The following is a 25,403-nucleotide window of genomic DNA, read 5'->3' as shown; positions in this document are numbered from 1 at the left end:
CACAACGGCTCTTTTTTTAAGATGTGTATTAATTTGTATTTACAAATTAATACACATCTCTTTACAATTATTTTGAAAGGGGTTACAATAAAAATGTAAAAAAGATACAAAGGAGGAAGAAAGAATGGAAGATAGTAAATGGGTCATGTGGCTAGGGAATTTTGCAGCTAAGGTAAACAGTTACAAATACATTATTGCGATCAAAAATGCTTTTACGATGTTATTGCCAGTCATTATCACTGGTGCATTTGCCACTTTGGTTTCAAATATGGTATTTGGAACTACGAGTGGTCTAGCCGCTGTTAACGGTTTTGGATTTTTGGAGAATTTAAAACCGATCACTGATTCAATCAGCTATGCAACGTTAAATTTTTTGACAATCAGTGCAGTGTTTTTAATTGGGATGGAGCTAGGGAAGCTAAACAACTTAAAAGGTTTTTTTCCTGGATTACTAGCTGTTATCAGTTACATAGCCGTTATCCCCAAAACAATTGATGCCTTAGTCAATGAAGAGCCGGTTGCTGTAGTAGACGTAATTGCTAAACAGTACACGAATAGTTCAGGTTTATTTTTAGGAATGTTTATTGCTATTTTAGCGATTGAATTATTTAGCTGGTTGCAGAGACAAGACAAATTAACCATTCATATGCCGGACTCTGTGCCATCTAATGTTTCTGCCAGCTTCTCAGCATTGATTCCTACTATTTTGACTATCACAGCTATCGCTACATTAGGATTTATTGTATTGGCTGTTACAGGAATGTCACTATATGACATTATTTATACGATTGTTCAAGAACCGTTGTCCAACTTGGTTTCGGGACTACCGGGCATATTATTGCTGATGTTTGTTTCTCAAGTTTTTTGGGTGATAGGGATTCATGGGAATCAAATCATCAAACCAATCCGTGAACCGATTTTATTAGCTGCAATCGCAGAAAATACAGCTGCTTTTGAAGCTGGAGAAGCTATTCCAAATATTATCAACATGCCTTTCTGGGATATCTATATGAGTATTGGTGGATCTGGTGTGACTTTTGGATTACTGATTGCTATTTTCATTGTCAGTAAGCGTGAAGACTACCGTTCTATTTCTAAATTATCGCTAGCACCAGGATTGTTCAATATTAACGAACCAATGATTTTTGGATTACCCATCATGTTAAACCCGGTAATGGCGATTCCATTTATTATTACGCCTTTAGTTACTGGAGTCATTGGCTATTTTGCAACAGCTATTGGATTTGCAGGACCAGCAGTCGTGATGATTCCATGGACAACGCCACCAATCATCAGTGCTTACCTTGCAACAGCAGGTAGTCTTGGAGCTGTTGCGACACAGTTGATTTGTATCGTTGTGGCGACTTTGATTTACTTGCCATTTGTAAAAGCTTCAAATGTGACAAAAGCAGTAGCAGACTAAACTTAGAGGAGAGATTTCGTGATTAAAACAATACCAGAAGATTTTATCGTTGGAGCAGCATCATCCGCATGGCAAACAGAAGGCTGGAAAGGCAAAAAAGAAGGACAAGATTCCTACTTAGATACGTGGTACAAGAATGAACGCCACGTTTGGCATGATGGATACGGACCAGGGGTAGCGACAAACTTTTATGAACGATACGCAGAAGACGTTGCCTACATGAAAGAGATCGGCTTGACTCATTACCGGACCTCTATCAATTGGTCTCGCTTCTTTACCAATTATGAAACTTTTGAAGTAGATGAAGAGTATGCACAACACGTGAGCGACTTGATTGATACTTTACTGGATGCTGGTGTTGAACCGATGTTGTGTCTGGAACATTATGAATTGCCGACTACCTTACAGGAAAAGTACGATGGTTGGAGTTCGAAAAAAGTCGTTGAATTATTTGTCGGTTACGCCGAAATCGCCTTTGAACGGTACGCTGATCGAGTAAAGAGCTGGTTTACATTCAACGAACCGATCGTAATCCAAACACGTGTGTATTTAGACGCGATCCGTTACCCCCATGAACAAGATACGCGCAAATGGATGCAATGGAATCACCACAAAGTTTTAGCTACAGCAAAAGTGGTCGAATTGTACCACCGAAAAAAATACGATGGAGAAATCGGTGTCGTTTTGAATCCAGAAGTGACGTATCCACGTTCTTCTTCGCTTGCGGACAAAAAAGCAGCTGACATGTATGACTTATTCTATAACCGAGTCTTTATGGATCCATTGGTAAAAGGTGAATATTCGGAAGACTTGTTCCAAGTGATGGCCTTACACGACATTACTTTTGATTACACACAAGAGGAGCTTACTATTATCAAAGAAAATACAGTGGATTACTTAGGTGTGAATTTGTACTTCCCGCATCGTGTCCAAGCACCTAAGCATCAGTGGAATGAAAATACTCCATTCCATCCTGCCTATTACTTTGATCCGTTTGAATTACCTGGTCGTCGGATGAACAAATCACGCGGTTGGGAGATCTATCCACAAATCGTCTACGATATGGGAATGCGTTTAAAAGAGGAATATGGGAATATTCCATGGATCCTGACTGAAAACGGAATGGGCATTGAAGATGAAGAACGTTTCATGAACGAAGAAGGAGTTGTTCAAGACGATTACCGCATTGAATTTGTCAGCGAACATATCAGCCGCTTATTAGATGTGCGCGAAGCGGGTTCGAATTGTAGAGGGTACATGCTGTGGGCCTTTACAGATTGCGTTTCGCCTATGAATGCCTTTAAGAACCGTTATGGATTGGTACGGATTGATCTAGAAAACAATCGCGACCGTTCGTTAAAAAAATCGGCTTTTTGGTATAAAGAAATGATTGCACAACGTCAATTGGTTCTCCCGGATGAGCCTGAATTTAAATAGCGCAAATAAAAAAAAGAGTTGATTCTGTCAACTCTTTTTTATTCCTTTAAATTTGACTATACAATTTAGTTCACTGATATGTATAAGTAGACAGCTTCGTGCTATACTAAATAAGAATTCCCGTTATCTTATGAGGTAGGTGAAAAGTGGTGGCAAAATACAAAGAAGTCGCAAATGAAATTCGAAAACGTATCAAAAACGGGACATACCCCATTGAAGACCGAATGCCTGACCAAACGACATTGGCAAAAGAATTCCAAACGAGTCGCGTGACTATTAAAAAAGCGTTAGATCTGCTGACAGTTGTCGGTTTGATTTATACGATTCAAGGTTCTGGAACGTACATCAAACAGAACGCCCTCCAATTAGCAGAATCCAGTATCCGCATTGGACAAAATGTTGGTCTAACTGCTCATGTGGACGAAAGCATGGAATTGGAAAACAAAACGTTGAAATTCGATGTGCGTTTTCCGACAGAAGAAGAGTGCGAACAATTGCTGCTCAAAAAAGAAGATCCGGTATATGAAATTGAAAGGTTGCGTATTTTGAACAATCAGCCTTATTCTTTGGAACATTCGATCTTGCCGCTGACTCTTGTTCCAGGAGTGACTCAAGAGGTCTTGCAGCAATCTATGTATGACTACATTCGGAATGAATTAGGGATCGTATTTGGCGAAAATCGGCAAACGATTCGAGCCGCTCAACCGGATGAATTGGATAAGGAATATTTAAACTGTTCAGAAGACGAACCGGTCCTAGAAGTGAGTAAAGTGATGTTCACTTCAAGTGGCATACCTTTGGAATATTCTAAAGTTCGACACCGATTTGACATGGTGGAGATGTCTTTCGTGAATCTCAATACAGAACTATAGTAAGCGTATTTATAGGCTTTTGGGATAAATAACAGACAGAGTTACCCTTCACAATCTGTGAAAATGCGTTATAATAGTAAGGAATGGACAGTGTAAAAAATAGAAATGAGGAATATAAGTGATTACATTAAAGTCAGCACGTGAAATTGATGCAATGGATGAGTCCGGTACTTTACTAGCGAACATGCATATTGCATTGCGTGATTTTATTAAACCTGGGATTACTAGTTGGGACATTGAAGAATTTTGCCATAAATTTATTGTTGATAATGGAGCTATTCCAGAGCAAATTGGTTTTGAAGGATATGAATACGCAACTTGTGTCAGTGTCAATGATGAAATTTGCCACGGTTTTCCGCGTAAAGAGAAATTAAAAGATGGAGATCTGATCAAAGTGGATACGGTTATCAATTTGAAAGGGGCTTTGAGCGACTCTTGTTGGAGTTACATTGTTGGAGAGTCTACTCCTGAGTTGGACAAATTGATGGAAGTAACTCTTACAGCTTTATACAAAGGAATCGAGCAAGCACAAGTTGGAAACCGCATCGGTGACATCGGTCATGCAATTCAATCTTATGTAGAACCTGAAGGCTTTTCAGTCGTACGTGAATTTATCGGACATGGAATTGGACCAACTCTTCACGAAGCTCCATCTGTACCTCACTATGGTGAAGCAGGTAAAGGCTTGCGTTTGAAAGAAGGAATGGTCATTACGATCGAACCCATGATCAATACTGGTACATGGAAATCGAAAATGGACAACAACGGTTGGACAGCGCGCACAGAAGACGGCGGAATCAGCTGCCAATTCGAACACACATTAGCGATAACGAAAGACGGTCCAAGAATTTTAACTTCTCAAGGGGATCAATAAATAAACTAGCATCATCATTAGTCGAATTCATTGACTGGTGATGATGTTTTTTGTTTAGTGAGGAGAAAGCTAGAGTTGTGAGAAAGGTTAGGTGTTCCAATTTCCAGTGAGAAAGACAAAACAGGAACGCAAAATCAATTTAGGCAGGTTATTCATCAAGTGAGCATGGAATTGTTTCCCACTTGATGAATAAAGTGGGTTTACTCATTAAGTGGCATTAAAAGAAGTACTCACTTGACTAATAAAGCAGGTTTATTCATCAAGTGAACATGGAAAGAAGACTCACTTGAAGAATAAATTAAAATAACAACGCCACTGGCTGTCTCAAAGCCACTGTATTACTGTTCCAACAGAGTTTAAGGATAGAGTGATAAGAAATATCTTATGTTTCGTGAATAAATGTCCGCAAAAGCCCCCTTTAGTCCCCTTTAAACCCCTTGCAGCCTAAATTCGTAACTATGCGTGGATATAAAAAATGCACCTGAAAATTAAGTGTTAGCCTAACTTTCGGTGGAGCGTTACCGATTCAGTTCAATCCTATTTAATACAATCACAAGAACGAGTGTGACTAAACTACTGACCCTGAAGAGCAGATAGAAGAACCTTTTCATAATTGTTTGGTATAATACAGTACGATAATGAAAAAGGAGTAAATTATGAAAAATCGTTTATGGTATGTAGATTTAATTCGCATCACGTCCATTTTTTTAGTCATTGTTGTCCATGTTTCATCCAGCAATTTTGATTGGTACCAAATCAATTCGATGGAATGGCAGACATTAAATGCTTTTGATGCGGTAGCGCGTATTTGTGTGCCGTTATTTGTGATGATCAGCGGAATATTTTTCTTAGAACCCACAAAAGAAATTGGAATCAGAAAATTGTACCGCAAAAATATTTGGCGGATCGTACGTGTATTCCTTTTCTGGTCATCTTTCTATGCTGTTTTTATGGCGTTCTATCCATTTCAGTCCTTTTCCACAGATCAAGTGAAGGAAACGATCGATCGCTTTACAGAAGGTCATTTTCATTTATGGTTTTTATTTCGGATTGTAGAATTGTACATTATGACGCCATTTTTACGCAAAATAGCGGAAGATAAGAAGTTGATGCGGTACATAATGGCGTATTGTTTTGTATTAGGCTTTCTCATTCCGACGATTCGCCAGTTTCCAATTGGTTCTACAGTAACGATTGCAGATGACTGGATAAATCTGGACATTACGTTTGGTTATGTCGGATATTTCTTTGCGGGAAGTTATTTGTACCGCTATGGAGTAACACCGAAAGTAAAGCGCTGGATCTATGGATTGGGAATTGTGGGGCTGTTAGTAACCTTGTTCGGAACCAGCTATTTATCTTTAGAAGCCGGAAAACCAGTAGGGTGGTTGTTTGAATATTTGACACCGAATGTCATGATGACCAGTATCGCTGTTTTTGTGTGGTTCAAAGAAACTTTTAACAATCGTGTTTTTTCTGAAACAGCTAGAAAATGGATCAAGGAATTCTCCGATATTTCCTTTGGGGTTTATTTGAGCCATGTATTGATCATCTTTCTGTTGAACTCAGCTAACATAGATACCCAATTGTTGAACCCCTTGATTTCGGTTCCTTTATTAGTATTACTTGTGGCAGCTTTGGGTTATGTTGTCGTGAAAATGCTGATCAAAATACCTGGACTCAAAAAATGGATTTTATAGAACAATGCTAAAAGCAGTGGCTCAGGAGAGGACTTTTTCAGGTAAAGAGTAGTATACTATGATGGAAAACGATTTCAAAAAAATAGTGAAGCGGAGGAAGACAAGTGAAAAAAATCAACATAGGTCAATCAGGACTAATGGCATCTCAAATTTCTCTTGGTATTATGCGTATGAATGCTTTGTCCAACGAAGAAGCTAAAACAGTTATTGAGACTGCTATTCATGAAGGTATTGATTACTTTGATCATGCCGATATTTATGGTAAAGGAGAATCAGAGCAAATTTTTGGACAAGCTTTTAAAGAATTAGGTATCTCGCGAGACAAAGTGTTGTTGCAAACGAAAACGGGAATTGTTCCAGGAGTGATGTTCGATTTTTCAAAAGACCACATCATTGAATCTGTAGAAGCTAGTTTGAAACGTCTTCAGACAGATTATGTCGACACATTACTGTTGCATCGTCCCGATACGTTAGTAGAACCAGAGGAAGTAGCAGCTGCTTTTGATGAACTGGAAAAAGCGGGAAAAGTGCGTTATTTCGGTGTCAGCAACCAAAATCCGCTCCAAATTGAATTGCTCAAAAAAACAGTTCAACAACCTTTGATTGCTAATCAGCTGCAATTGAGCATTACACATGCACCAATGATCGATGCTGGGTTTAATGTCAATATGATCAATGAAGCCTCAGTAGTCCATGATGGTGGGATTTTGGACTACAGTCGGCTAAATGATATGACCATCCAGCCATGGTCGCCATTCCAAGCAGGAAATGGCAAGAAAGGGTTATTCTTTGATCACCCAGATTATCCAGAACTGAATCAATTGATCAATGAAATGGCCGCTGAAAAGTCAGTAGCTCGTGAAGCTATTGCTGTTGCTTGGTTGTTGCGTCATCCAGCACGAATGCAGCCGATTGTGGGAAGCATGAATCCGGATCGTATCAAAGCTATTTGCCAAGCGTCAGAAATCACCTTGACTCGTGAAGAGTGGTATAAATTGTATAAGAGTACTGGGAAAGTTTTACCATAAACTGCAGGAGCCATCATCTGAATTGGGATGATGGCTTTGTACTCGCTAGAAATCCGTCTAGTTCATAATGACAGTTACAGCAAGTTGAGGATTATTAAGTAGAAGCAGTCTATCTCACAATAGCGCTGACAGCAAGTTGAGGATTATTAAGTAGAAGCAATCTATCTCACAATAGCGCTGGTATAAAGGTGAGAATTGTTAAGTAGAAGCAGTCTACCTCACAATAGCACTGGTAGAAGTGTGAGGTTTATGAGCTAGAAGCCGTCTATCGAGCAATTGTGTACCCATTTGATCAAAAGAGTTTATCTTCTAAGTGAGTAGTGTAATAGAATAAAAAAATGCCCCATTCGCTGATGTAATGTTCATCAGCGAATGGGGCATTTCAGTTATTATTCTGCATAACCGTTTGGATTGTTATTTTGCCATTTCCATGAATCACGGCACATGTCTTCTAAAGACAATTCTGCTTTCCAGTCTAGTTCGGCAGCAGCTTTGGTTGCATCAGAGTAGCATGTTCCGATGTCACCAGGACGTCTTTCAACGGTTTCGTAAGGCACTTTTTGACCTGTGGCTTTTTCAAAGTTGTTTACTACATCAAGGACGCTGTAACCAACTCCAGTTCCTAAGTTGTAAGCTTCAATTTGTTCTGTTTCTAAAACTTTTTTCACAGCTTTTAAATGTCCTTTTGCCAAATCAACTACGTGGATGTAATCGCGGACACCAGTACCGTCTGGAGTGTCGTAATCAGCTCCAAACACACTTAAATGGTCCCGTTTGCCGACAGCCACTTGAGTGATGTACGGCATTAAGTTATTCGGGATACCATTTGGATCTTCACCAATACGGCCGCTTTCATGTGCTCCAATAGGATTGAAGTAACGAAGAAGGGCGATGCTCCAAGAATGATCTGCAGCATATACATCCTGTAAAATTTGTTCAATCATCATTTTAGTTGTACCGTATGGATTTGTTGTGCTTAATGGCAAGTCTTCTGTAAGTGGAGAAACATTGTTCATTCCATAAACTGTAGCAGACGAACTGAACACAATTTTCTTCACGTTGTATTGTGCCATCAATTCGCACAGTACAAAAGTACCCGTTAAGTTGTTGTGGTAGTATTTCAAAGGCTCGGCAACCGATTCGCCGACTGCTTTGTAACCTGCAAAGTGGATCACTGCTTCAATATCATTTTCTTTAAAAACAGGTTCCAACGCTTCTTTGTCCAAAATATTCGCTTCGTAAAATTTAAAGCCTTTACCTGTAAGTTCTTTGATGCGGTTTAACACTTCTGGTTTACTGTTTGAATAATCATCTACAATAACCACTTCGTAATTCGCATTCAATAATTCTACTACTGTATGGCTGCCGATATAACCAGCGCCTCCTGTAACTAAGATTGACATAGTTTAGCCTTCTTTCTTAAGTTGGTTTCTTTAATTTAAAAGCTTCTTTCATCTGTTATATTTTACCATACAAATTTTTTTGTGGATAGCTTGGAATAGAATGCTTTATTACTTTAGACCCGTTTTACTGAAGCAGGTGTTGATAAAGAGCAACAGTATCGTTGTAAAAACGTTGAATAGAAAATTGCTCATGAGCCAGCTGATACACTTTTTCTCCTTTAGTTGCTAAGTTGTTGTGTTCCCAATCGCTGTAGGCTTCATTTAAAGCAACTGTCAAATCAATGACAGATCTTGGAGGAACAAGCCAGCCATAACTGTTATCTGGAATCAAGCGTTGGACATCGCCAACATCTGTAGCAATAAACGGCACCTTTTGTTTAGCAGATTCTAAGAGAACTAGCGGAAAGCCTTCATTATACGAAGCTAAAATTGTTACATCAGATTGGACAATTTGAGCTTCAACTTGAACGGCATCTAGGAACCCGTGAAATTGAACCTGATCTTGCAGCTTCAATGTTTGAACCAACTCTTCAAGGGTTGATTTTAGTTCACCATCACCTACTAAATGCAGTGTGAAATCTGTAAATTGAGCAGCAGCCAAGCTCTTCAACAAGACCTCGTGTCCTTTGATAGGATGCAGACGCGCAATACACGTTAAAGTAAAGACCTCATTTTTAGCTGACGGTTGATCAGGATCATTGTCAAATTGAATCCCATTATAAACAACGGTCATCTGTTCCTTTTTCAAACCTAGTTCAAGCAACGGTTCTTTTAGACTGTCTGACACCAATATCAAGTGATCCGCTTTTTTCAGACTAGCCGTATTTAATTTAGTAAAAATAGTACCTTTTATTCCTCTATTCATAAAATCCAATGTAGGATCACTGTGTACTGTAGTGACCCAAATAGGAGGAACTTTTTTGTGTACAGCGGCAAAAATAAAGTTGGCTCGTGCACCGTGGGTATGAACGATGTCAAATGATCCATCTGAAATAAATTGCACCAATCGTTTTAAAATCGCTAAATCATAACGGGAACGTTGTTCAAGAACATGGACTCGAATACCCAATTTTTTCGCTTCTTCAGCGATAATGCCGCGTTCCAATACTAACAATTCGGCTGTTTCTGAATCAAATTGAGAGAGCAGTGATAAAATATGGTTTTTACCGCCGCCGTCTTCTAACCCTGCGTTTATATGAAGTATTTTCATCATTGATTAACCTCGTTTATTATTCATTTGATTTCTTTATTTTCACAAAAAAACTGAACAACGTATTGTTCAGTTTTAAGATTGTTTATTGCGAAGCTGTTTTTTCTCTTGCTTGACTTCATGCAAAAAGTGAGGCAAAGCCATCATCCGCTTGATACGGTAAGGTTGTTTGATCAAACGATACAGCCACTCAATATTTAATTGGATAAATATTTTTGGTGACCGTTTGGACTTTCCAGATAAAACATCAAAACTACCGCCAACTCCCATCAACAACCCCTTAGGAGCCGTTTGCAAATATTGGTGGATCCATTTTTCTTGTCTGGGATAGCCGATTGCCACAAATACCATATCCGGGTTAGTTTGTTGAACTTGTTCAATGATCGATGTATCAGACAAATCAAAGTAGCCATTTCTTGCTCCAACCAACTGAAGAGAAGGATAGCGTTCGTGTACTTTTTGAACAGTACTTTGCAAAACGTCCTCTTTAGCACCTAATAAGTACACCCGACTGCCACTTTTATTGGCTTCTTCAAGCAAACTGATCATGAGATCATATCCCGCAACACGTTCTACGATAGGTGTGCCTAATATCTTAGAACCCTTAATGATGCCGATACCATCAGCAATGACATAGTCCGCTCCTTTTACGAGTGACATGTAAGAAGGATCTTTTTTGGCATACATCACGATTTCTGGATTAGCTGTTACTACAAATGTTTTTTTGTTTTGCTGGATTCGATGCATTAATTCTTTGAGCAGAGTTCCTTTTGTCTTATTGTCAAAATGAACTCCCAGTACCGATACTTTTTTATGTTCCATAATTACCAATCATCCTTAACACCTTCACTAGTCTAAACTTTTTATTTATCATACCATTGAAGTAGAGTAGAGATAAAGCAAAGTTTCCATTTTTATTGAATTAAAAATATGGTTGAATATTTTTTTAAACAATTTATTTTCTAATAAATAAGTTCTACTTTAGTATAACGGAAAAAAAGAAAAAAATTTTTATAGTTGAGTTGGAAAAAAAGTATCTATGTAACCTTGGAGCAATTTGTTCTCATTATGAAAGTATGTAGAATAACAATTTATGTATATAATGACTGCCTAAAGTTCCTTGAAAACTCTTAAGAAAACTGTAATGTTTGAGATGTAAGATTATGCTATAATAGGAAAAGTTGTAGCATCTTTGAACAAAGGGGAAGACCGATGAACAAAGTATCGATTATTATGCCAATATATAATGTGGCAGCTCAATTAGAGAGAGCTATTCAATCTGCCCTCAATCAAACATATAGCAATATCGAAGTTATTTTAATAAATGATGGATCAACAGATAAGTCTGGGGAAATTTGTGATGAATATCAACGAAAAGACAAACGTATTAAAGTCGTACACCAACAAAACGCCGGCTCAGGATATGCTCGTAACGTAGGACTTGATATAGCAACGGGTGTGTATCTTTATTTTGCGGATCCTGATGATTACTTTGAAATGACTTTAATAGAAGAAACGGTAGCAGTAGCAAAAAAAAATAATGCTGACATGGTAGTGTTTGGCTACTATAACGAAGTTTTCCAAAAAAATGGACAAGTTGACACGACAAAAAAACTACCTATATTGAACGGAGAATTTTCTCAAGTAGCTTTCCATAATCAGTTTCGTGAGCATTATGCAGTTTCGCCATATGCTTTATGGAACAAGTTGTATCGGCGAGACTTTTTGATGCAGCATAACTGCCGATTTACCAATCAAAAAGTAGGACAAGATGCATTATTTAATCAGTTAGTACAACGTGATGTCGAAAAAGTATTTTATCATCCAAAAGCCTACTACCATTATGTATCTATGGAAGGCTCTGCAGTTAATCGCTATCGTGAAGAACGTTTTGTTTATGAATACAATATTGCTAATTGTTTTGAGAATTGGATGCAATTCTGGAATAAAGATCAAGAGTACAAAGATTTAGTTTATCGTGAATATTGGGGGGCTCTTTACTTAGAATTAAGTAATTTAAGCTGGAAGGACTCTCCTTTAACGAGTCGGCAAAAAACGATTCGCATTGCGACGTTGATGAAGGATAAAAAAATCAAAGAAGCTGTTTACGGTATACTCTTGGAAGAAGAACCCAATGCTTTTGTTAAACAATTATTGCAATTATTAAGAAAAGAACAATACGCTAATGCACTACGGGTAATGCGGTTTAGAGTAGTTGTTGGTAAAAACTTTCAACAACTATTTGCTTGGTTGAAAAAAAAATTAGTGAAAAATTATAGATGGAGGTAATAGATTATGGGAATGGCAGATGAATTTAAGAAAGGAATATTTTTCAGTGCAATAGGGAAGTACTCCAACGTGGTGATTCAACTGCTAGTAACAGCAATTTTATCACGTATTTTGACCCCTCAAGAATATGGAATTGTGGCGGTAGTAAATGTCTTTTTAATCTTTTTTCAAATGTTAGCTGATTTTGGTATAGGGCCAGCCGTTATACAAAATAAGACTTTATCAAAAGGAGATATAAATAGCATTTTTAGTTTCTCACTTTATTTAGCCCTTATTTTGGCTATCATTTTTGCATTTCTTGGCACTCCAATAAGTGCTTTTTATGGTGATGATGTTTATAAACCTATCAGTATGGTTTTATCAGTGTGTTTGTTTTTCTACGGTATTTTAGTTGTTCCACAATCTTTATTACTGCGAGAGAAAAAATTTGGTACAGTTAATATTGTAACAATTTTAGCAAATCTGGCATCAGGTATCATATCAATCATTTTAGCTTTTGCAGGATTTAGCTACTATGCATTAATTATTGGAAACACCGTAAAAGCTATGTGTATGTTTCTTGTTTTTTATGTTAAAACACCAGTGAAAATAAACTTTAATAGAGATTTTTCTCCATTAAAAAAAATATTTAGTTTTTCAAAAAATCAATTTTTATTTAATTTTATCAATTACTTCTCAAGAAACTTAGATAGCATATTGATTGGGCGATACTTTTCAGCAAGTGCATTAGCTTTTTATGATAAAGCTTATCAAGTGTCTTTGTATCCAAATCAAATTTTAACGAATGTTATTTCTCCTGTCATTCAGCCAATTATGTCCGATTATGAAACAAATCTTGATAAAATCAAACAAGTATATATAAAAATTACGACAGTTTTAGCCACAATAGGTATGCCTTTATCTGTATTTTTATATTTTCATGCAGGAGAAATTATCTTATTTCTGTTTGGAGACCAATGGGGTGGAAGTGTAGCTCCTTTTCAAATATTAGCAATTTCAGTTTGGGTTCAAATGATTTCTAGTAGTACTGGTGGGATTTTCCAATCTGGAAATAGGACCGATTTATTGTTATTGTCTGGAATCTTATCTTCTATTGTAACAATTATTGCTATTTTTATTGGTATTTCAACAGGAAGAATTGAATATGTTGCGCTTATGGTAATCATAGCTTTTGGAATCAATTTTATTCAAGCAAATTATTTATTAATGTATAGAATGTTCGATTCGAATTTTAGTGATGTTTTCAAAGCATTAATAAAACCTTTCTTTATGGCGCTTATACAATTTGTAGTATTTGTTGCAATGCCTGAGCTCCCATTTAATAATTTATTTAACTTAATAATTCTTGGAGTAATATTTGTAGTGCTGTTTGGTTTGGGGTTATTAATTACTGGTCAAATAAACTTATTTAAACAAGTTATTATTAGAAAGTAAGGTATTGAAAGGAAGAAATGAATGAAACAATATCCCTTAGTGTCTGTCATTGTACCAGTCTATAATGTTGAAGATTATATTGAGGAATGCTTAGATTCTATTATTGAGCAAACATATTCTCATTTAGAAATCATTGTAGTAGATGATGGCAGTACTGATACCAGCAATCAAAAAATCCAGCCTTATACTACTGATAATAGAGTGAAATTAATTGAACAAGAAAATAAAGGTTTATCAGGAGCAAGAAATTCAGGGTTAAAAGCTGCTGTAGGAAAATATGTTTTGTTTGTTGATTCAGATGATTACATTGAACGAACAGCTATTGAAATATTGATAAATCAAATGGAAAATCAGAATGTAGACTTGATTCGATTTAACGGGAGAGCTTTTTTAGATAATATGAATACACTGATTGAGCAGAATAATTATAACTTTAGTCACCGTTTAGAAGAAGGAAAGATTTATACCATTGACTCGTATGATGCGAATCGAAGGTCCTTTGTTTCACCAGTCTATTTATATATAGTAAGAAGAGAAATCTTAGGAAAAAACCACATTACCTTTTATGAAGGTATTTTACATGAAGATGAACTATTTACAGCACAAGTATTTTTAGCAATTGATTCAATGATGTATCAAAATGCATTTTATTATCATCGTCGTTACCGAGAAAATTCGATTATGACGGATCAAAACCCAAAACGATTAAATAAGACAATCGATTCTTATTATCGTATTTATATAGAGCTGGAAAAACTGTATGTAAAAGATGAAGTTATCAAAGAACAAAAGAAGCTAATTAAAAGGCAGATGCTGTCGATTTATTCAGGAGTTATAAACATTCCATTGCCAGCAAAAGAAAAGGAACAAGTATTAAAGCAAATGAGTGCAATTACTATAACAGAAAAAATATATTTGAAAGTACAATATGCAGTTCATGCTATCAGAAATAAAAGGAACAGGAGGGAGGTTTAAAAATGAAGAAAATAAAAGTGATGACGGTTTTTGGTACTAGACCAGAAGCTATCAAAATGGCTCCCGTAGTCAAAGAGCTACACGAACAATCCAAACGATTTGAATCGATTGTGGTAGTAACTGCTCAACATCGTGAAATGTTGGACCAAGTATTGGGAACATTTGATATCAAGCCAGATTATGATTTGAATATTATGGAAGAGGGTCAGACCCTTTCGACGATTACCACAAATGTCTTACTTGGTTTGGATAGAATTATGAAAGAGGCTAAACCTGATATTGTGTTGGTTCATGGAGATACAACCACAACTTTTGCTGCCAGTATGTCAGCTTTTTACAATCGAATTAAAGTAGGCCATGTTGAAGCAGGTTTGCGTACATGGGATAAATACTCTCCATTTCCAGAAGAAATGAATCGACAATTAACAGATGTTATTGCTGACATTTATTTTGCGCCAACTACTAATAGTAAGGGAAATTTACTAAATGAAAACCGATTAGAAGAGAATATTTATATTACCGGAAACACAGCTATTGATGCACTGCATCAAACAGTCAAAGAAAATTATCCTTTGCCAATATTTAATAATATAAGTTCGGATAAGAAATTAATTCTTGTTACCATGCACCGTAGAGAAAATCTAGGCGAGCCAATGGAAAGAGTTTTTAAAGCAATCCGAAATGTAGTAGAACAGCACCTCGAAATAGAAATCGCTTTTCCTGTTCACTTAAATCCAATGGTACAACAGAAAGCTGAAAGAATTTTAGGTAAGCATCCACGTATCCATTTGATTAACCCATTAGATGTCATTGATTTTCACAATCTAATCGCAAAAAGCTATATGATTATGACTGATTCTGGCGGTGTGCAAGAAGAAGCTCCATCATTAGGGAAGCCTGTTCTTGTTCTTAGAGAAACAACTGAAAGACCAGAAGGTATAGAAGCAGGAACGCTAAAACTTGTTGGTACTCAAACGGAAACAATCGTACGAGAAATGACAAACTTACTTGAAAATGAACAAGAATATAAAAAAATGTCAATTGCTAGTAATCCTTACGGTGACGGAAATGCTAGTAAGAGAATTGTGAACGTAATAGCGTACGCTTTTAGTTTGGAAGATTCACGTCCTGAGGATTTTTTATAATTGTTGTATGATTTTTTAATAGGAAGTAGGTTTAATTTTTGGGAAATAATACTTTAATCATAAAATGGAAAGAATTTAATAACAGTTATAATCATGTTTGGTCTATTCTTATCCTATCCTTAATGAGTATTTCTTTTGTTTTAACTGACTGGATGATCGATATCTTTACAATAGCAGATTTTATTTTTGCTTTAGCAGGACTTTGCCTTTTACTTAGTGGGAATTATAAAGTAAAAAGTAATCAAATAATTTGGTTACTATTGTTGCTAGCAGTTATAGCGGCAAATATAGTACTGAATCTAAATTTAAATGAGCAATTTATCTTAAAGACAGGAATAGCGGCATTTATTAGAGTTGCTTATTATGGAGTAATTGTGGTGGGAGTTTATAATTATGTGAAAGATCAAAAACTAGAGGCACAATTTTTAAAAATATTAAACATAGTTGCTGTAATAGTCTGTATTATTGGAATTTATATTACTATTGCATTATATTCTGGTGGGGATCTTTCATATGAATTTTTTTGGACATTTACCCGGACTGATTTATTGAGTTATGCTTTTAATGAAAATACAGAATTTATTCGAACAAGAAGTATATTTTCAGAACCTGCTTACTTAGGTTACTTTTTAAATATTATTCTAGCATTAAACTACTTTAATAAAACAAATGTAAAAATTCATAGAGGTTTTTCCTTAGTGATTACACTCACATTACTAATGACATTTTCTTACAGCGCTATAGGTATCATGTTAATGATTCAACTAATGAAATTCATGACTCATAAGAGTGTGGAAAATTTTAGATGGTCTAAAAAATATATTGTCTATATTCTAGTACTTTTAATTGTTATCTTTTTTGCTTGGGATTTAATCAATGCGACGATTATAAATCGTACAGCAGATATTTTAAGTGGTAAAGATGGATCAGCTTATTTCAGAATTATAAGAAGTTGGGACTTTGTAAACACTGAACACATTTTTTTAGGGAATGGTATTGGACATACACCAAATATTTGGAATATATATGCCTATATAATATCCGATTTGGGACTAATAGCTTTCATTTTGAGTTGTGTATTTAGTTTTTATCTTTTGATAATTAACTTTAAATTAGGATTAGTTTTTATTGCGTTGAACTTTCAAAAAGGCGGGTACTTAAATCCTGCATTTTCTATTTTTTTATTGTTAATTTTTATTTATATAGGAAAGAAAAAAAGAAAATAATACAAACAATAAACTTATAATTTTTGTATATTTGAGTTATCAATTTTAAAAAATCTAGTTATAATGTTAAAAAGTGCTGTATGAAACTAAAGTGAAATAGGAATCAGTTCAGTGATATGTTATTATGAGTGATGAAAAATTAAAAATATGAGATTGATTTGGAGGAAAATGGGATGGCTCAAGGAGAAAAATTCACCAAAACGAAAAAAATAGTCATAGTGGCAGTAGATGTATTACTGTACCACTTATCTATTCTCCTTTCTTTTTATGTGCGTTACCAAGGCAATATACCAATGTATAATTATCAGGCTTATAAACAAGCAAATATATACATTTTTGTGCTATTTGTCTTATTAAATTTACTGTTTGGGGTATATATTTTATACAACAAATCAATTACTGATTTTTTGTATCTAACAGTGATTATACAAATTATTACGACTATTTCTATTATGGCTGTAACCTTCTTCGGAAGATGGTTTACTTTTCCAAGATCTGTAATGTTTATTAGTTTTGTTATCAGCACAATTATTTTATTTACTTGGAGAGTTATTGTATATAAAATATATGAACGATACAGTGGAAGCAAAATAGTAATGGTGGTAGGACACGAAGAAAATATAAAGAATGCGATTTTTAATATTGGACAAGCAAAAAGTAAAAGGCATATTGTAAGATATGCAGTAGTGTCAAATTATTATACCAACATTCAAAAAAATCTTGACAAGGTAGATATTATTTATCTTACGAGTGATATAAATAAAGATGAACAATCTAAGATTTATAATTTATTAGTTTCTGAAAAGAAAAAACTGTTTCTTACAACAAGTTTTGAAAATTTACTTTTAGTTAATCCCAATATAATGAATATAGAAGATGAAAGTATAATTGAGGTATCAAATTTCGAAATCTCTCAAGAAGATAATTTGATCAAACGATTGATGGACGTTATTTTTTCTCTCTTTCTTATCGTGTTAGCTTCTCCAATAATGTTAGTTACAGCTATATTAGTAAAAGTAACGTCAGAAGGCCCTGTGTTTTATAAACAAGTACGTATCACGAAAGATGGCAAAGAATTTAATGTCTTAAAATTCAGAAGCATGAGTGCTACTGCTGAAAAGGATTCTGGTCCAGTTTTGGCAACATCAAATGATGCAAGAGTAACAACCATAGGGAAATATCTACGATCGTTGCGAATTGATGAACTACCTCAACTGTTTAATGTACTAAAAGGGGACATGTCTGTTGTCGGTCCAAGACCTGAACGACCTTTCTTTGTGGAACAGTTTCAGAAAGAAAATCCTCACTATTATTTACGACATAACGTGAGGGCGGGAATTACGGGATATGCGCAAGTATATGGTAAATACGCTTCTGATTTTAATAGCAAACTAAATTTTGATTTATTATATATCAAAAAATATTCTCTTTTACTTGATGTAAAGATTATGCTACAAACCATTAAGATACTTTTTGATAAAGTTTCTTCTAAAGGTTTAGATGAAGAAGAACAAAAAGAAATCAAAAACGTGCCAAATAGTATAATATATTTGGATTAGTCTGTTGAGGAAAGGACAAATTGAAATGGAGAACACTCCACTTTTTAGTGTGGTCATGCCAGCATACAATTGTGAAAGTTCAGTAGGAAGAACGATTAAAAGTATTTTAAACCAATCTTTCTCAGATTTTGAATTGATAATTGTTAATGATGGTTCTAGTGATAACACAGAACAAGTACTCGATAAATACCATCAAAAAGATTCACGATTAAAATTTAAAACCATTCCGAATGGTGGACCTGGAAATGCTAGAAATAAAGGTATTGAGTTAACTAGCGGACAATATTTATTATTTATTGATTCAGATGATGTTATGAAAGAAAATACATTGAGCATGTATGCTAGTTTTGTAAATGAAAAAAACATCGATTTGATTATTTCTTCGTATAATATGAGAATTTTAGACGGTGATGAGGTAGTGGATACTCGTAAGGTAGAAGCTCCTAATTTACTAATAGAAGCACATGAAAAATTTCTAGATAATGTTTATCCTTTAATGAATAAACAACTGATGTATGTTGTTTGGAATAAATTATATAAACTATCTATTGTGAAGGCGAATGATGTATTTTTTCCGCCTTATAATAGTTGTGAAGATAGATTATTTAATATACGGTACTTTAATCATGTAAGTAGTTGTAGAGTAGTTAGTGATGTACTCTATGACTATTCATTTGATGGGAGAAATAGCTTAACGAATAAATATTTTGACAATAAATTTGATACATTTGTAGAGTTTTACCGTGAGTTACTGTTTTTAACAGACAAGAATCGTAGAGGATCCAGTGCTTTGTTTCTAAAAGGAGTAATGTCATGCATCATTCCTCTGCATAGTGATAGTTGTTCTTTAGGTTACCACGATAAATTAGCGTATATTAGACGAATAGTACATTTTCCAGACGTTATACAAGCTACAAATGAAAGTCTCGTGGATACTAAGATGAGAAAAATAATGAAAATATTGTTTAAGTCGAAATCGGTGGCTGTAAACTTTGTTGCTTCAAAAACAATGTATACAATTAGTATGACTTCGCCAAAAACAATTGAAAAATTTAAACGTAAATTTTAAAAGAAAGGTCTGAGTCAAGTATGGACAAACCGTTAAGAGTTCTTCATTTTCAAGGACGTATGGGAAAAGGCGGAGCTGAAACTTTTATGATGAATGCTTACCGCAATATTGATCGTTCAAAATTTCAATTTGACTTTTTAATTTATAATGATTTTGAAGATATTAGACCATACAATAAAGAAATTCATGATTTGGGAGGCCATATCTATGCTGTTCCTAATCCTAAAAAAAATATTTTAGGTTATATAAGAGGTGTTACCGCTTTATTTAAAGAGAAACATTTTGATATAGTTCATAGTGAAGTTTTCTTTGGTGGAGGATTGAATTTATTATTAGCTAAGCGAGCTGGTATTGACAAAAGAATCGTTCATAGTCATGCTACAACAGATGGAAAGAAAAATAATTTATTTATGTCTGCAGCACGTAAGCTTTTTGATCGTTTGATGAGAGATAACGCAACGGATTATTTAGCGTGTTCCACTGAGGCAGGAATTGGTCTTTACGGAAAAAATCAACCGTTTATTTTTGTACCTAATGGTATAGACTTAAATATGTATCGGAATGTACCTAAAGGAAAAGAAGGTATTAGAGAAGAGATTAATGTGCCTAAAGACGCTTTTGTTGTAGGTAATATAGGAAGATTTGAGGAGCAAAAAAACCATTCTTTTTTAATTGATATTTTTGAAGAAATTGTTCAGCAACAACCTAATAGTTTTTTGTTATTGATCGGTGAGGGGTCTTTAAGAAACCAAATAGAACAAAAAGTTTCTTCAAAAAAATTACAAAAAAATGTCTTATTTCTAGGTCTAAGAGACGATATTCCAGAGCTATTAAAAGCTATGGATGTTTTTTTAATGCCTTCTTTATATGAAGGGTTACCTATTTCAGCTGTAGAAGCACAAGCAGCAAATATTAAGCTAGTTCTGTCAACTGAAGTTTCTTCTGAAACACAATTATCTAAAAATGTTCACTTTATTTCATTAAAAGAAAATACTGAAAAGTGGGCTGAAGAAACACTTAAAAAACCTTATACTAATGAGCCTCTACCAGAATTAGCGCAATATGATATGGAATATACAGCTATATTATTAGATGAGATTTATTCAAAATGAGGAGGACTTGCACTTGAAGAATTTACCCACTTTAGATGAAATGATAACTTTTTTAAAAGATAGTATGAAAATTATTATTATCACGACAGTTTCTATTTTTTCATTGTTTTTATTAGGTATTGGCTATACCATCTTTACTGATAGCAAAATTAATGAAAATGCAATTAATACTGAAGAACAGGAAATTAAACTTAATGAACTTGATCAAAATATACCTTTCGAGGCCCAGCTTGATCCTGAAGAAATAGAATTAATTATGAAAAATTTCCAAAAGAACGGGGGAGTGGCTTTTAGTTTTTATACAGAAACAGAAACAGGAGAGCCTTTTTTAGCCAATTCATTGATGGAAGAACTTTTAATATCTCAAAATGTACTTGAAAGAATTGAAGAAGGAGCAGGTACGACCATTGAGCCTAGTCCTGATCTCGCGTTACAAGTAACTTTAAATCCAAATACTCAAGTAATGACTTTAAAAGTTGGTACAGGAGATAAACAAAAAAACCAAGTGATTGCAGATGCTTATTTTGACTTGATTTCTCAGGAGGATAATTCTTTCTTTGATAATAAAACGGTTTATATTGTTACTGAACCTGAAGTAATAAAAAGCTATGAAATTGAGTCAGAAGCAGTAACTGAATCAGATATATCCGTTGACGCTACTAATGATTTATCATATAAAAGAATCATTTTATATGCTGTGCTAGCAGTAATAGTAGGGGGAGGTGCAGGGATTTTTATAGCCCTGATACGGAACTTATTAAAAAAAGAAGTTACTGACTTATACGGATTTGCTATTAAAGATAACGATACAGTTTTAAATATGAGTAATAATAAATATCTGAATAATACCGAAAAGTATGATCAACTAATCCATGCTGTACTTCATCCAGAGAAAAAGATAAAACTGGTTCTTTCTGAAGAAAATTTAGATAATTATATAGTGGAAAAATTAAATTCTACATCTAAAGAACAATTAGAAAAAAAACAATATTCTGTATTATTTACAAATTCTGTATCAGAAGTTAACCCTGCAATATCGGTTGATGAAGTTATTATTATATGTAAGAAATATAAAACAACAAAGAAATGGTATGAAAAACAGAGAGAGCTATTAAAAGTTTATAGAGGCAGTGAGATTAAAGTAATTTTAATATGATAATTAACGGAGGACCGATATGTTTTTTTATATAAGTGTTTTTGGTATATTGCTTATTTTAGCTACCATTGAAGTAATGTTAAGGAATAAAAAAATCTCTTTCATAACTGGTGGGTTACTTGCTATCATAGCGGGATTCCGTTTTTATACTGGATATGATTTTAACTCATATGGCAAGTTTTATTCAGAGGTCGAAAATATTTCTGATGTATTTAATGGTAGTATAGAAGCAGAAAGTGGTTTTCTATTTTTGAATTTTCTTTTTAAGTCAATGGGTTTTAATTATCATACCTTTATATTATTTTTTGCTTTATTTAGCTTATTGTTGCTAACAAATTTTGTATATAAATTTACATCTTTTCCTTCTTTAGTATTGTTATATTATTATGCTAGATACTTTTTAGTCCGCGATATGGGTCAAATTAGATCTGCCATGGCATGCATTATATTATTGTATTCAATACCTTATGTATTAAATAAAAAACCTTTTCAGTTTTTAGTTATTGTTTTCGTCGCTTCATTGTTTCATATAACAGCTTGGTCGTTTATTATTGTTTATATTTTTCATTATTTGTTCAAGCATTTAACAGTAAAAAATATTACTTGTTTATTAGGCATTAGCTTTTTAATTGGAGTGATTGTACAAATTCCAAGTATATATATATGGGCAATTCCTGAACGCTACAATGCATATTTTACGAGTCCGTCTTATACTAATGGGCAATGGATTCTGAATCCTATATTATGGATGCAATTGATGTTGTTTTTTACAGCACTAATATTGTCTTATCCAAAATTAAATGAAGAAAAAAATAAATTTAATATAATATTAAAGATATATTTTCTGGCTTCGTTAATATTAATCTTTTCAGGAACTTTGAGTACAGTAGGTGGGAGATTAGGGACTTTATTTGCCACTAGTGAAATTTTTATTGTACCAATTATATTTTCATCTTTTACTAAAAATAAATTAGTTAATATGCTTTTATTTTCTGGTTTTACTTTTGCGGTTTTTTGTTTAATATTTATCATATCTGAGACTTATATAGATTACATGCCATATGAAACTATTTTTAATTTTTAATTTTGAAATTATTTAAGCGTAATAATAATATTAAAGGATGAATTAAATGAATGAACCATTAATTAGTGTTATAGTACCTACGTTTGATAGACCAATTTTTTTAAGAAGAGCAATAGAAAGTGTTATTAAACAGGACTATAAAAATATAGAAATTGTTGTTGTTGTAGATGGTTTTTCTAATGGAACAGCCGAGTATATTGAACAAGCAAAAAAAACAAGTAATATAAAAATTAAACTTGTCCAAACTAATATAAAAGTGGGCGGAAGTGAAGCAAGAAATATTGGAGTAAAACTAGCTGATGGAGAATTAATTGCTTTACTAGATGACGATGATGAATGGTTTACAGATAAACTAAGTAGTCAGATTAAATTAATTAATAAAAACCACTTATCATTAAATGATGATTTTTTATGCTTTACATCTTTGGAAAGATATAAAAATAAAAATCAAAAAAAGTACGATAAACTTCCAAACGTTAATTATAAAGAAAGTGGTAAAACTACTATTGCAAGCTACTTATTCGAAATAAAAGGTTTAAAAAATATAGGCTTTATTCAAACCTCAACAGTGCTTGTTCCAAAACATATCATTATCGAGACGCCATTTACTAAAGGTCTTATCAAGCATCAAGATTGGGATTGGTTATTGAAAGTAGATAATAACCATCAATTAACTATAGTACAAGTTGAAGATCCAAAAATTATATATCACTCTGATGTACCTAAAGATACAAGAGTTGGGTATGTCAATAGATGGAAATTTACTGAAGAATGGTTAGAAAAGCATAAAGCTTTTTTTACAAAATTAGCATATGAAAGTTTTATTTTGAATTATATTCTATTGGGAATTGCTTCTGATGAAAAAATAAGTAAAGAGCAAAGAAAAGTAGAAATAAAAAAGAGATACCAAAACCTATCTTTAGCAACAAAGTTAAGACCATATACTTTGAAAATCATTATTTATATGATGCTAAACAAATATTAGACGATTTTGATAAGTAATTAATTTATTCTTCAAGAGAGGTGCCCAATGAAAAAAATAGGTTATACTAATGATTCATATCCTGAAAGAAGGACTATTATTGATGGTAATCTACACCCATTAAAAAAAGTGAAGAGTTTAAACACTTACTACCCACAAACAGCCATAAAAAGAATGCCTATTTTAGGGAAGAATGCCATAGTTTTTTTTAAAGATATAGTTTTTAGTGAGGTTGGAGTAGATGGACTGCATCTTTTTAATACTGTCACAAAAAAAAATATTCCTTGGATTTCAACTTTTGAGACCTATATACCTCGAACTTCAGCAACGTCATTTTTGAATGAAGAAACTATTACTAAAAAGAGTATAAAAGAAAAAAACAGAACAGAAAAGTATGTAAAATTGTTAGCTCATGATAATTGTAAAAAAATTATATCCTTATCTCAAAAAAACTATGAGATGGAACTGCGCTTTTTAGAGCATTTTCCACAATATAAAAATATCATTAAGGAAAAAATGATTCAAATAAATCCACCCCAAAAAAAATTAATGGAAAAATCAGAAGTAGAACAAAAGGTAATTAATCCTATTTTAAAATTTTTGTTTGTTGGAAAAGATTTCACTCGTAAAGGTGGAAAAGAAATTGTAGATGTCTTTTCAAAAATTAAAGAAGAGCATAATTTCGATTTTGAATTGACAATCGTTTCATTAGGAAAAAGTTACAATTATGCATTTGGTGAATACCAAGATACTGAAAAAGAAGTACAAGAGATGAACAACAAAATTAGAAACACAAAATGGATAAATTTCTATGAAAGCATGGACAATAAAAAGTTACTAGAGATGATGAAGAACAGTGATGTCGGCTTATTACCAACTTGGGCAGACACGTATGGCTACTCAGTTTTAGAATTTCAAGCATCAGGTTGTCCTGTCATTACAACTAATATTCGTGCTCTCCCAGAAATAAATAATAGCACTATAGGATGGGTAATTCAGCTCCCTATAGATGAATCAGGAGAAGTTGAAGTTAGCAGTATTAATAAAAAACAAATACTGCGCAAGCAACTGCAGAACTCATTTGAAAAAATTATCTTAGAAATTTTAGAAAATCCACAACAAATTAAAGAAAAAACAATAAAGTCTTATAATGCTGTTATAAAGAATCATTCAGTAAAAAAGTACATGAAGGAAATAAGTGTCATCTACTCTGAAAATTTTTAGTAAACTCTTTGTAAAAACTTTTAATTAATCAAGTTAAGAAAACTATATTTTTAAGTTAATGGTTGCTACCTTAATTAATGTCTACTGAATAATAAACTATGCTTATTCTGCTGCCTTTTACAACTAATGATTGATATAATAGATGCAAGGGTTTTTATAGGATGTTAAACAAAACCTTGCACTTTTACTGAAATGAGGACA

The 25,403-nt window shown here is 33.7% G+C and carries 21 protein-coding genes; 18 read left to right on the top strand and 3 right to left on the bottom strand.

Annotation, left to right across the window (positions count from 1 at the left end):
* The first annotated feature begins 124 nt into the window (after positions 1-124).
* The 6 genes from ACEN4L_RS09105 (at position 125) to ACEN4L_RS09080 (ending at position 7,334) form a co-directional block, all read left to right on the top strand.
* On the top strand, positions 125-1,423 hold the full coding sequence (locus ACEN4L_RS09105) for a PTS sugar transporter subunit IIC (protein ID WP_407096979.1): 1,299 nt from the start codon (positions 125-127) through the stop codon (positions 1,421-1,423).
* 18 nt (positions 1,424-1,441) lie between these two features.
* Complete coding sequence (locus ACEN4L_RS09100) at positions 1,442-2,860, top strand: glycoside hydrolase family 1 protein (protein WP_407096978.1); 1,419 nt, start codon at positions 1,442-1,444, stop codon at positions 2,858-2,860.
* Positions 2,861-3,009: 149 nt separating this feature from the next.
* Positions 3,010-3,732: a GntR family transcriptional regulator gene (locus ACEN4L_RS09095; protein ID WP_407096977.1), complete on the top strand. Its 723-nt coding sequence runs from the start codon at positions 3,010-3,012 to the stop codon at positions 3,730-3,732.
* A gap of 118 nt (positions 3,733-3,850) precedes the next feature.
* A complete protein-coding gene (gene map / locus ACEN4L_RS09090) occupies positions 3,851-4,606 on the top strand; it encodes a type I methionyl aminopeptidase (protein ID WP_407096976.1) in 756 nt (251 codons plus the stop codon).
* Between the two features lie 656 nt (positions 4,607-5,262).
* The gene (locus ACEN4L_RS09085) at positions 5,263-6,306 is read left to right on the top strand and encodes an acyltransferase (protein ID WP_407096975.1); all 1,044 of its coding nucleotides are present in this window, start codon (positions 5,263-5,265) and stop codon (positions 6,304-6,306) included.
* A gap of 104 nt (positions 6,307-6,410) precedes the next feature.
* Positions 6,411-7,334, top strand: coding sequence for an aldo/keto reductase family oxidoreductase (locus ACEN4L_RS09080; RefSeq protein WP_407096974.1), 924 nt, complete (start codon positions 6,411-6,413; stop codon positions 7,332-7,334).
* Positions 7,335-7,723: 389 nt separating this feature from the next.
* On the opposite strand, the gene galE is transcribed toward ACEN4L_RS09080, so the two are convergent.
* The 3 genes from galE to ACEN4L_RS09065 form a co-directional block, all read right to left on the bottom strand.
* Positions 7,724-8,737, bottom strand: coding sequence for a UDP-glucose 4-epimerase GalE (galE, locus tag ACEN4L_RS09075; RefSeq protein WP_407096973.1), 1,014 nt, complete (start codon positions 8,735-8,737; stop codon positions 7,724-7,726).
* Positions 8,738-8,861: 124 nt separating this feature from the next.
* Positions 8,862-9,950: a glycosyltransferase gene (locus ACEN4L_RS09070; RefSeq protein ID WP_407096972.1), complete on the bottom strand. Its 1,089-nt coding sequence runs from the start codon at positions 9,948-9,950 to the stop codon at positions 8,862-8,864.
* Between the two features lie 72 nt (positions 9,951-10,022).
* Positions 10,023-10,769 (bottom strand): WecB/TagA/CpsF family glycosyltransferase, encoded by a 747-nt coding sequence (locus ACEN4L_RS09065; protein WP_407096971.1) that lies wholly within the window; start codon positions 10,767-10,769, stop codon positions 10,023-10,025.
* 390 nt (positions 10,770-11,159) lie between these two features.
* Between ACEN4L_RS09065 and ACEN4L_RS09060 the strand changes: the two genes are divergently transcribed.
* The 12 genes from ACEN4L_RS09060 to ACEN4L_RS09005 all read left to right on the top strand — a co-directional run bounded on the left by ACEN4L_RS09060 (position 11,160) and on the right by ACEN4L_RS09005 (position 25,202).
* Positions 11,160-12,236 (top strand): glycosyltransferase family 2 protein, encoded by a 1,077-nt coding sequence (locus ACEN4L_RS09060; protein WP_407096970.1) that lies wholly within the window; start codon positions 11,160-11,162, stop codon positions 12,234-12,236.
* 6 nt (positions 12,237-12,242) lie between these two features.
* The gene (locus ACEN4L_RS09055; RefSeq protein ID WP_407096969.1) at positions 12,243-13,670 is read left to right on the top strand and encodes a lipopolysaccharide biosynthesis protein; all 1,428 of its coding nucleotides are present in this window, start codon (positions 12,243-12,245) and stop codon (positions 13,668-13,670) included.
* Positions 13,671-13,691: 21 nt separating this feature from the next.
* Positions 13,692-14,645 carry a glycosyltransferase gene (locus ACEN4L_RS09050; protein ID WP_407096968.1) on the top strand — a complete coding sequence of 318 codons (954 nt, stop codon included), beginning with the start codon at positions 13,692-13,694 and terminating at the stop codon, positions 14,643-14,645.
* 2 nt (positions 14,646-14,647) lie between these two features.
* Positions 14,648-15,790 (top strand): non-hydrolyzing UDP-N-acetylglucosamine 2-epimerase, encoded by a 1,143-nt coding sequence (gene wecB, locus ACEN4L_RS09045; protein ID WP_407096967.1) that lies wholly within the window; start codon positions 14,648-14,650, stop codon positions 15,788-15,790.
* 38 nt (positions 15,791-15,828) lie between these two features.
* The gene (locus ACEN4L_RS09040; RefSeq protein ID WP_407096966.1) at positions 15,829-17,016 is read left to right on the top strand and encodes a hypothetical protein; all 1,188 of its coding nucleotides are present in this window, start codon (positions 15,829-15,831) and stop codon (positions 17,014-17,016) included.
* Positions 17,017-17,189: 173 nt separating this feature from the next.
* Entirely contained in the window at positions 17,190-18,575 is a 1,386-nt protein-coding gene (locus ACEN4L_RS09035) for a sugar transferase (protein WP_407096965.1), read from the top strand.
* A 25-nt stretch (positions 18,576-18,600) separates the two neighbouring features.
* Positions 18,601-19,644: a glycosyltransferase family 2 protein gene (locus ACEN4L_RS09030; protein WP_407096964.1), complete on the top strand. Its 1,044-nt coding sequence runs from the start codon at positions 18,601-18,603 to the stop codon at positions 19,642-19,644.
* A gap of 20 nt (positions 19,645-19,664) precedes the next feature.
* Entirely contained in the window at positions 19,665-20,756 is a 1,092-nt protein-coding gene (locus tag ACEN4L_RS09025) for a glycosyltransferase family 1 protein (RefSeq protein ID WP_407096963.1), read from the top strand.
* A 13-nt stretch (positions 20,757-20,769) separates the two neighbouring features.
* Positions 20,770-21,912, top strand: a complete 1,143-nt coding sequence (locus tag ACEN4L_RS09020; RefSeq protein WP_407096962.1) for a hypothetical protein — start codon at positions 20,770-20,772, stop codon at positions 21,910-21,912.
* Positions 21,913-21,931: 19 nt separating this feature from the next.
* A complete protein-coding gene (locus ACEN4L_RS09015; protein WP_407096961.1) occupies positions 21,932-22,996 on the top strand; it encodes an EpsG family protein in 1,065 nt (354 codons plus the stop codon).
* A 46-nt stretch (positions 22,997-23,042) separates the two neighbouring features.
* Positions 23,043-23,981 carry a glycosyltransferase family 2 protein gene (locus ACEN4L_RS09010; RefSeq protein ID WP_407096960.1) on the top strand — a complete coding sequence of 313 codons (939 nt, stop codon included), beginning with the start codon at positions 23,043-23,045 and terminating at the stop codon, positions 23,979-23,981.
* 45 nt (positions 23,982-24,026) lie between these two features.
* Positions 24,027-25,202 (top strand): glycosyltransferase family 4 protein, encoded by a 1,176-nt coding sequence (locus ACEN4L_RS09005; RefSeq protein WP_407096959.1) that lies wholly within the window; start codon positions 24,027-24,029, stop codon positions 25,200-25,202.
* Positions 25,203-25,403: the final 201 nt, after the last annotated feature.

Source organism: Desemzia sp. FAM 23988, assembly GCF_045528365.1.
Taxonomy (GTDB): domain Bacteria; phylum Bacillota; class Bacilli; order Lactobacillales; family Carnobacteriaceae; genus Desemzia.
The sequence above is the reverse complement of the archived record's forward strand: the minus strand, read 5'-3'. Positions and strand labels throughout refer to the sequence as shown.

Bases quoted from the DNA above. Each gene is read 5' to 3' on its own strand.
- ACEN4L_RS09105 (WP_407096979.1), top strand. From the start codon at position 125: ATGGAAGATAGTAAATGGGTCATGTGGCTAGGGAATTTTGCAGCTAAG.
- ACEN4L_RS09085 (WP_407096975.1), top strand. From the start codon at position 5,263: ATGAAAAATCGTTTATGGTATGTAGATTTAATTCGCATCACGTCCATT.
- galE (WP_407096973.1), bottom strand. From the start codon at position 8,737: ATGTCAATCTTAGTTACAGGAGGCGCTGGTTATATCGGCAGCCATACA.
- ACEN4L_RS09070 (WP_407096972.1), bottom strand. From the start codon at position 9,950: ATGATGAAAATACTTCATATAAACGCAGGGTTAGAAGACGGCGGCGGT.
- ACEN4L_RS09065 (WP_407096971.1), bottom strand. From the start codon at position 10,769: ATGGAACATAAAAAAGTATCGGTACTGGGAGTTCATTTTGACAATAAG.
- ACEN4L_RS09060 (WP_407096970.1), top strand. From the start codon at position 11,160: ATGAACAAAGTATCGATTATTATGCCAATATATAATGTGGCAGCTCAA.
- ACEN4L_RS09055 (WP_407096969.1), top strand. From the start codon at position 12,243: ATGGGAATGGCAGATGAATTTAAGAAAGGAATATTTTTCAGTGCAATA.
- ACEN4L_RS09050 (WP_407096968.1), top strand. From the start codon at position 13,692: ATGAAACAATATCCCTTAGTGTCTGTCATTGTACCAGTCTATAATGTT.
- wecB (WP_407096967.1), top strand. From the start codon at position 14,648: ATGAAGAAAATAAAAGTGATGACGGTTTTTGGTACTAGACCAGAAGCT.
- ACEN4L_RS09035 (WP_407096965.1), top strand. From the start codon at position 17,190: ATGGCTCAAGGAGAAAAATTCACCAAAACGAAAAAAATAGTCATAGTG.
- ACEN4L_RS09030 (WP_407096964.1), top strand. From the start codon at position 18,601: ATGGAGAACACTCCACTTTTTAGTGTGGTCATGCCAGCATACAATTGT.
- ACEN4L_RS09025 (WP_407096963.1), top strand. From the start codon at position 19,665: ATGGACAAACCGTTAAGAGTTCTTCATTTTCAAGGACGTATGGGAAAA.
- ACEN4L_RS09015 (WP_407096961.1), top strand. From the start codon at position 21,932: ATGTTTTTTTATATAAGTGTTTTTGGTATATTGCTTATTTTAGCTACC.
- ACEN4L_RS09010 (WP_407096960.1), top strand. From the start codon at position 23,043: ATGAATGAACCATTAATTAGTGTTATAGTACCTACGTTTGATAGACCA.
- ACEN4L_RS09005 (WP_407096959.1), top strand. From the start codon at position 24,027: ATGAAAAAAATAGGTTATACTAATGATTCATATCCTGAAAGAAGGACT.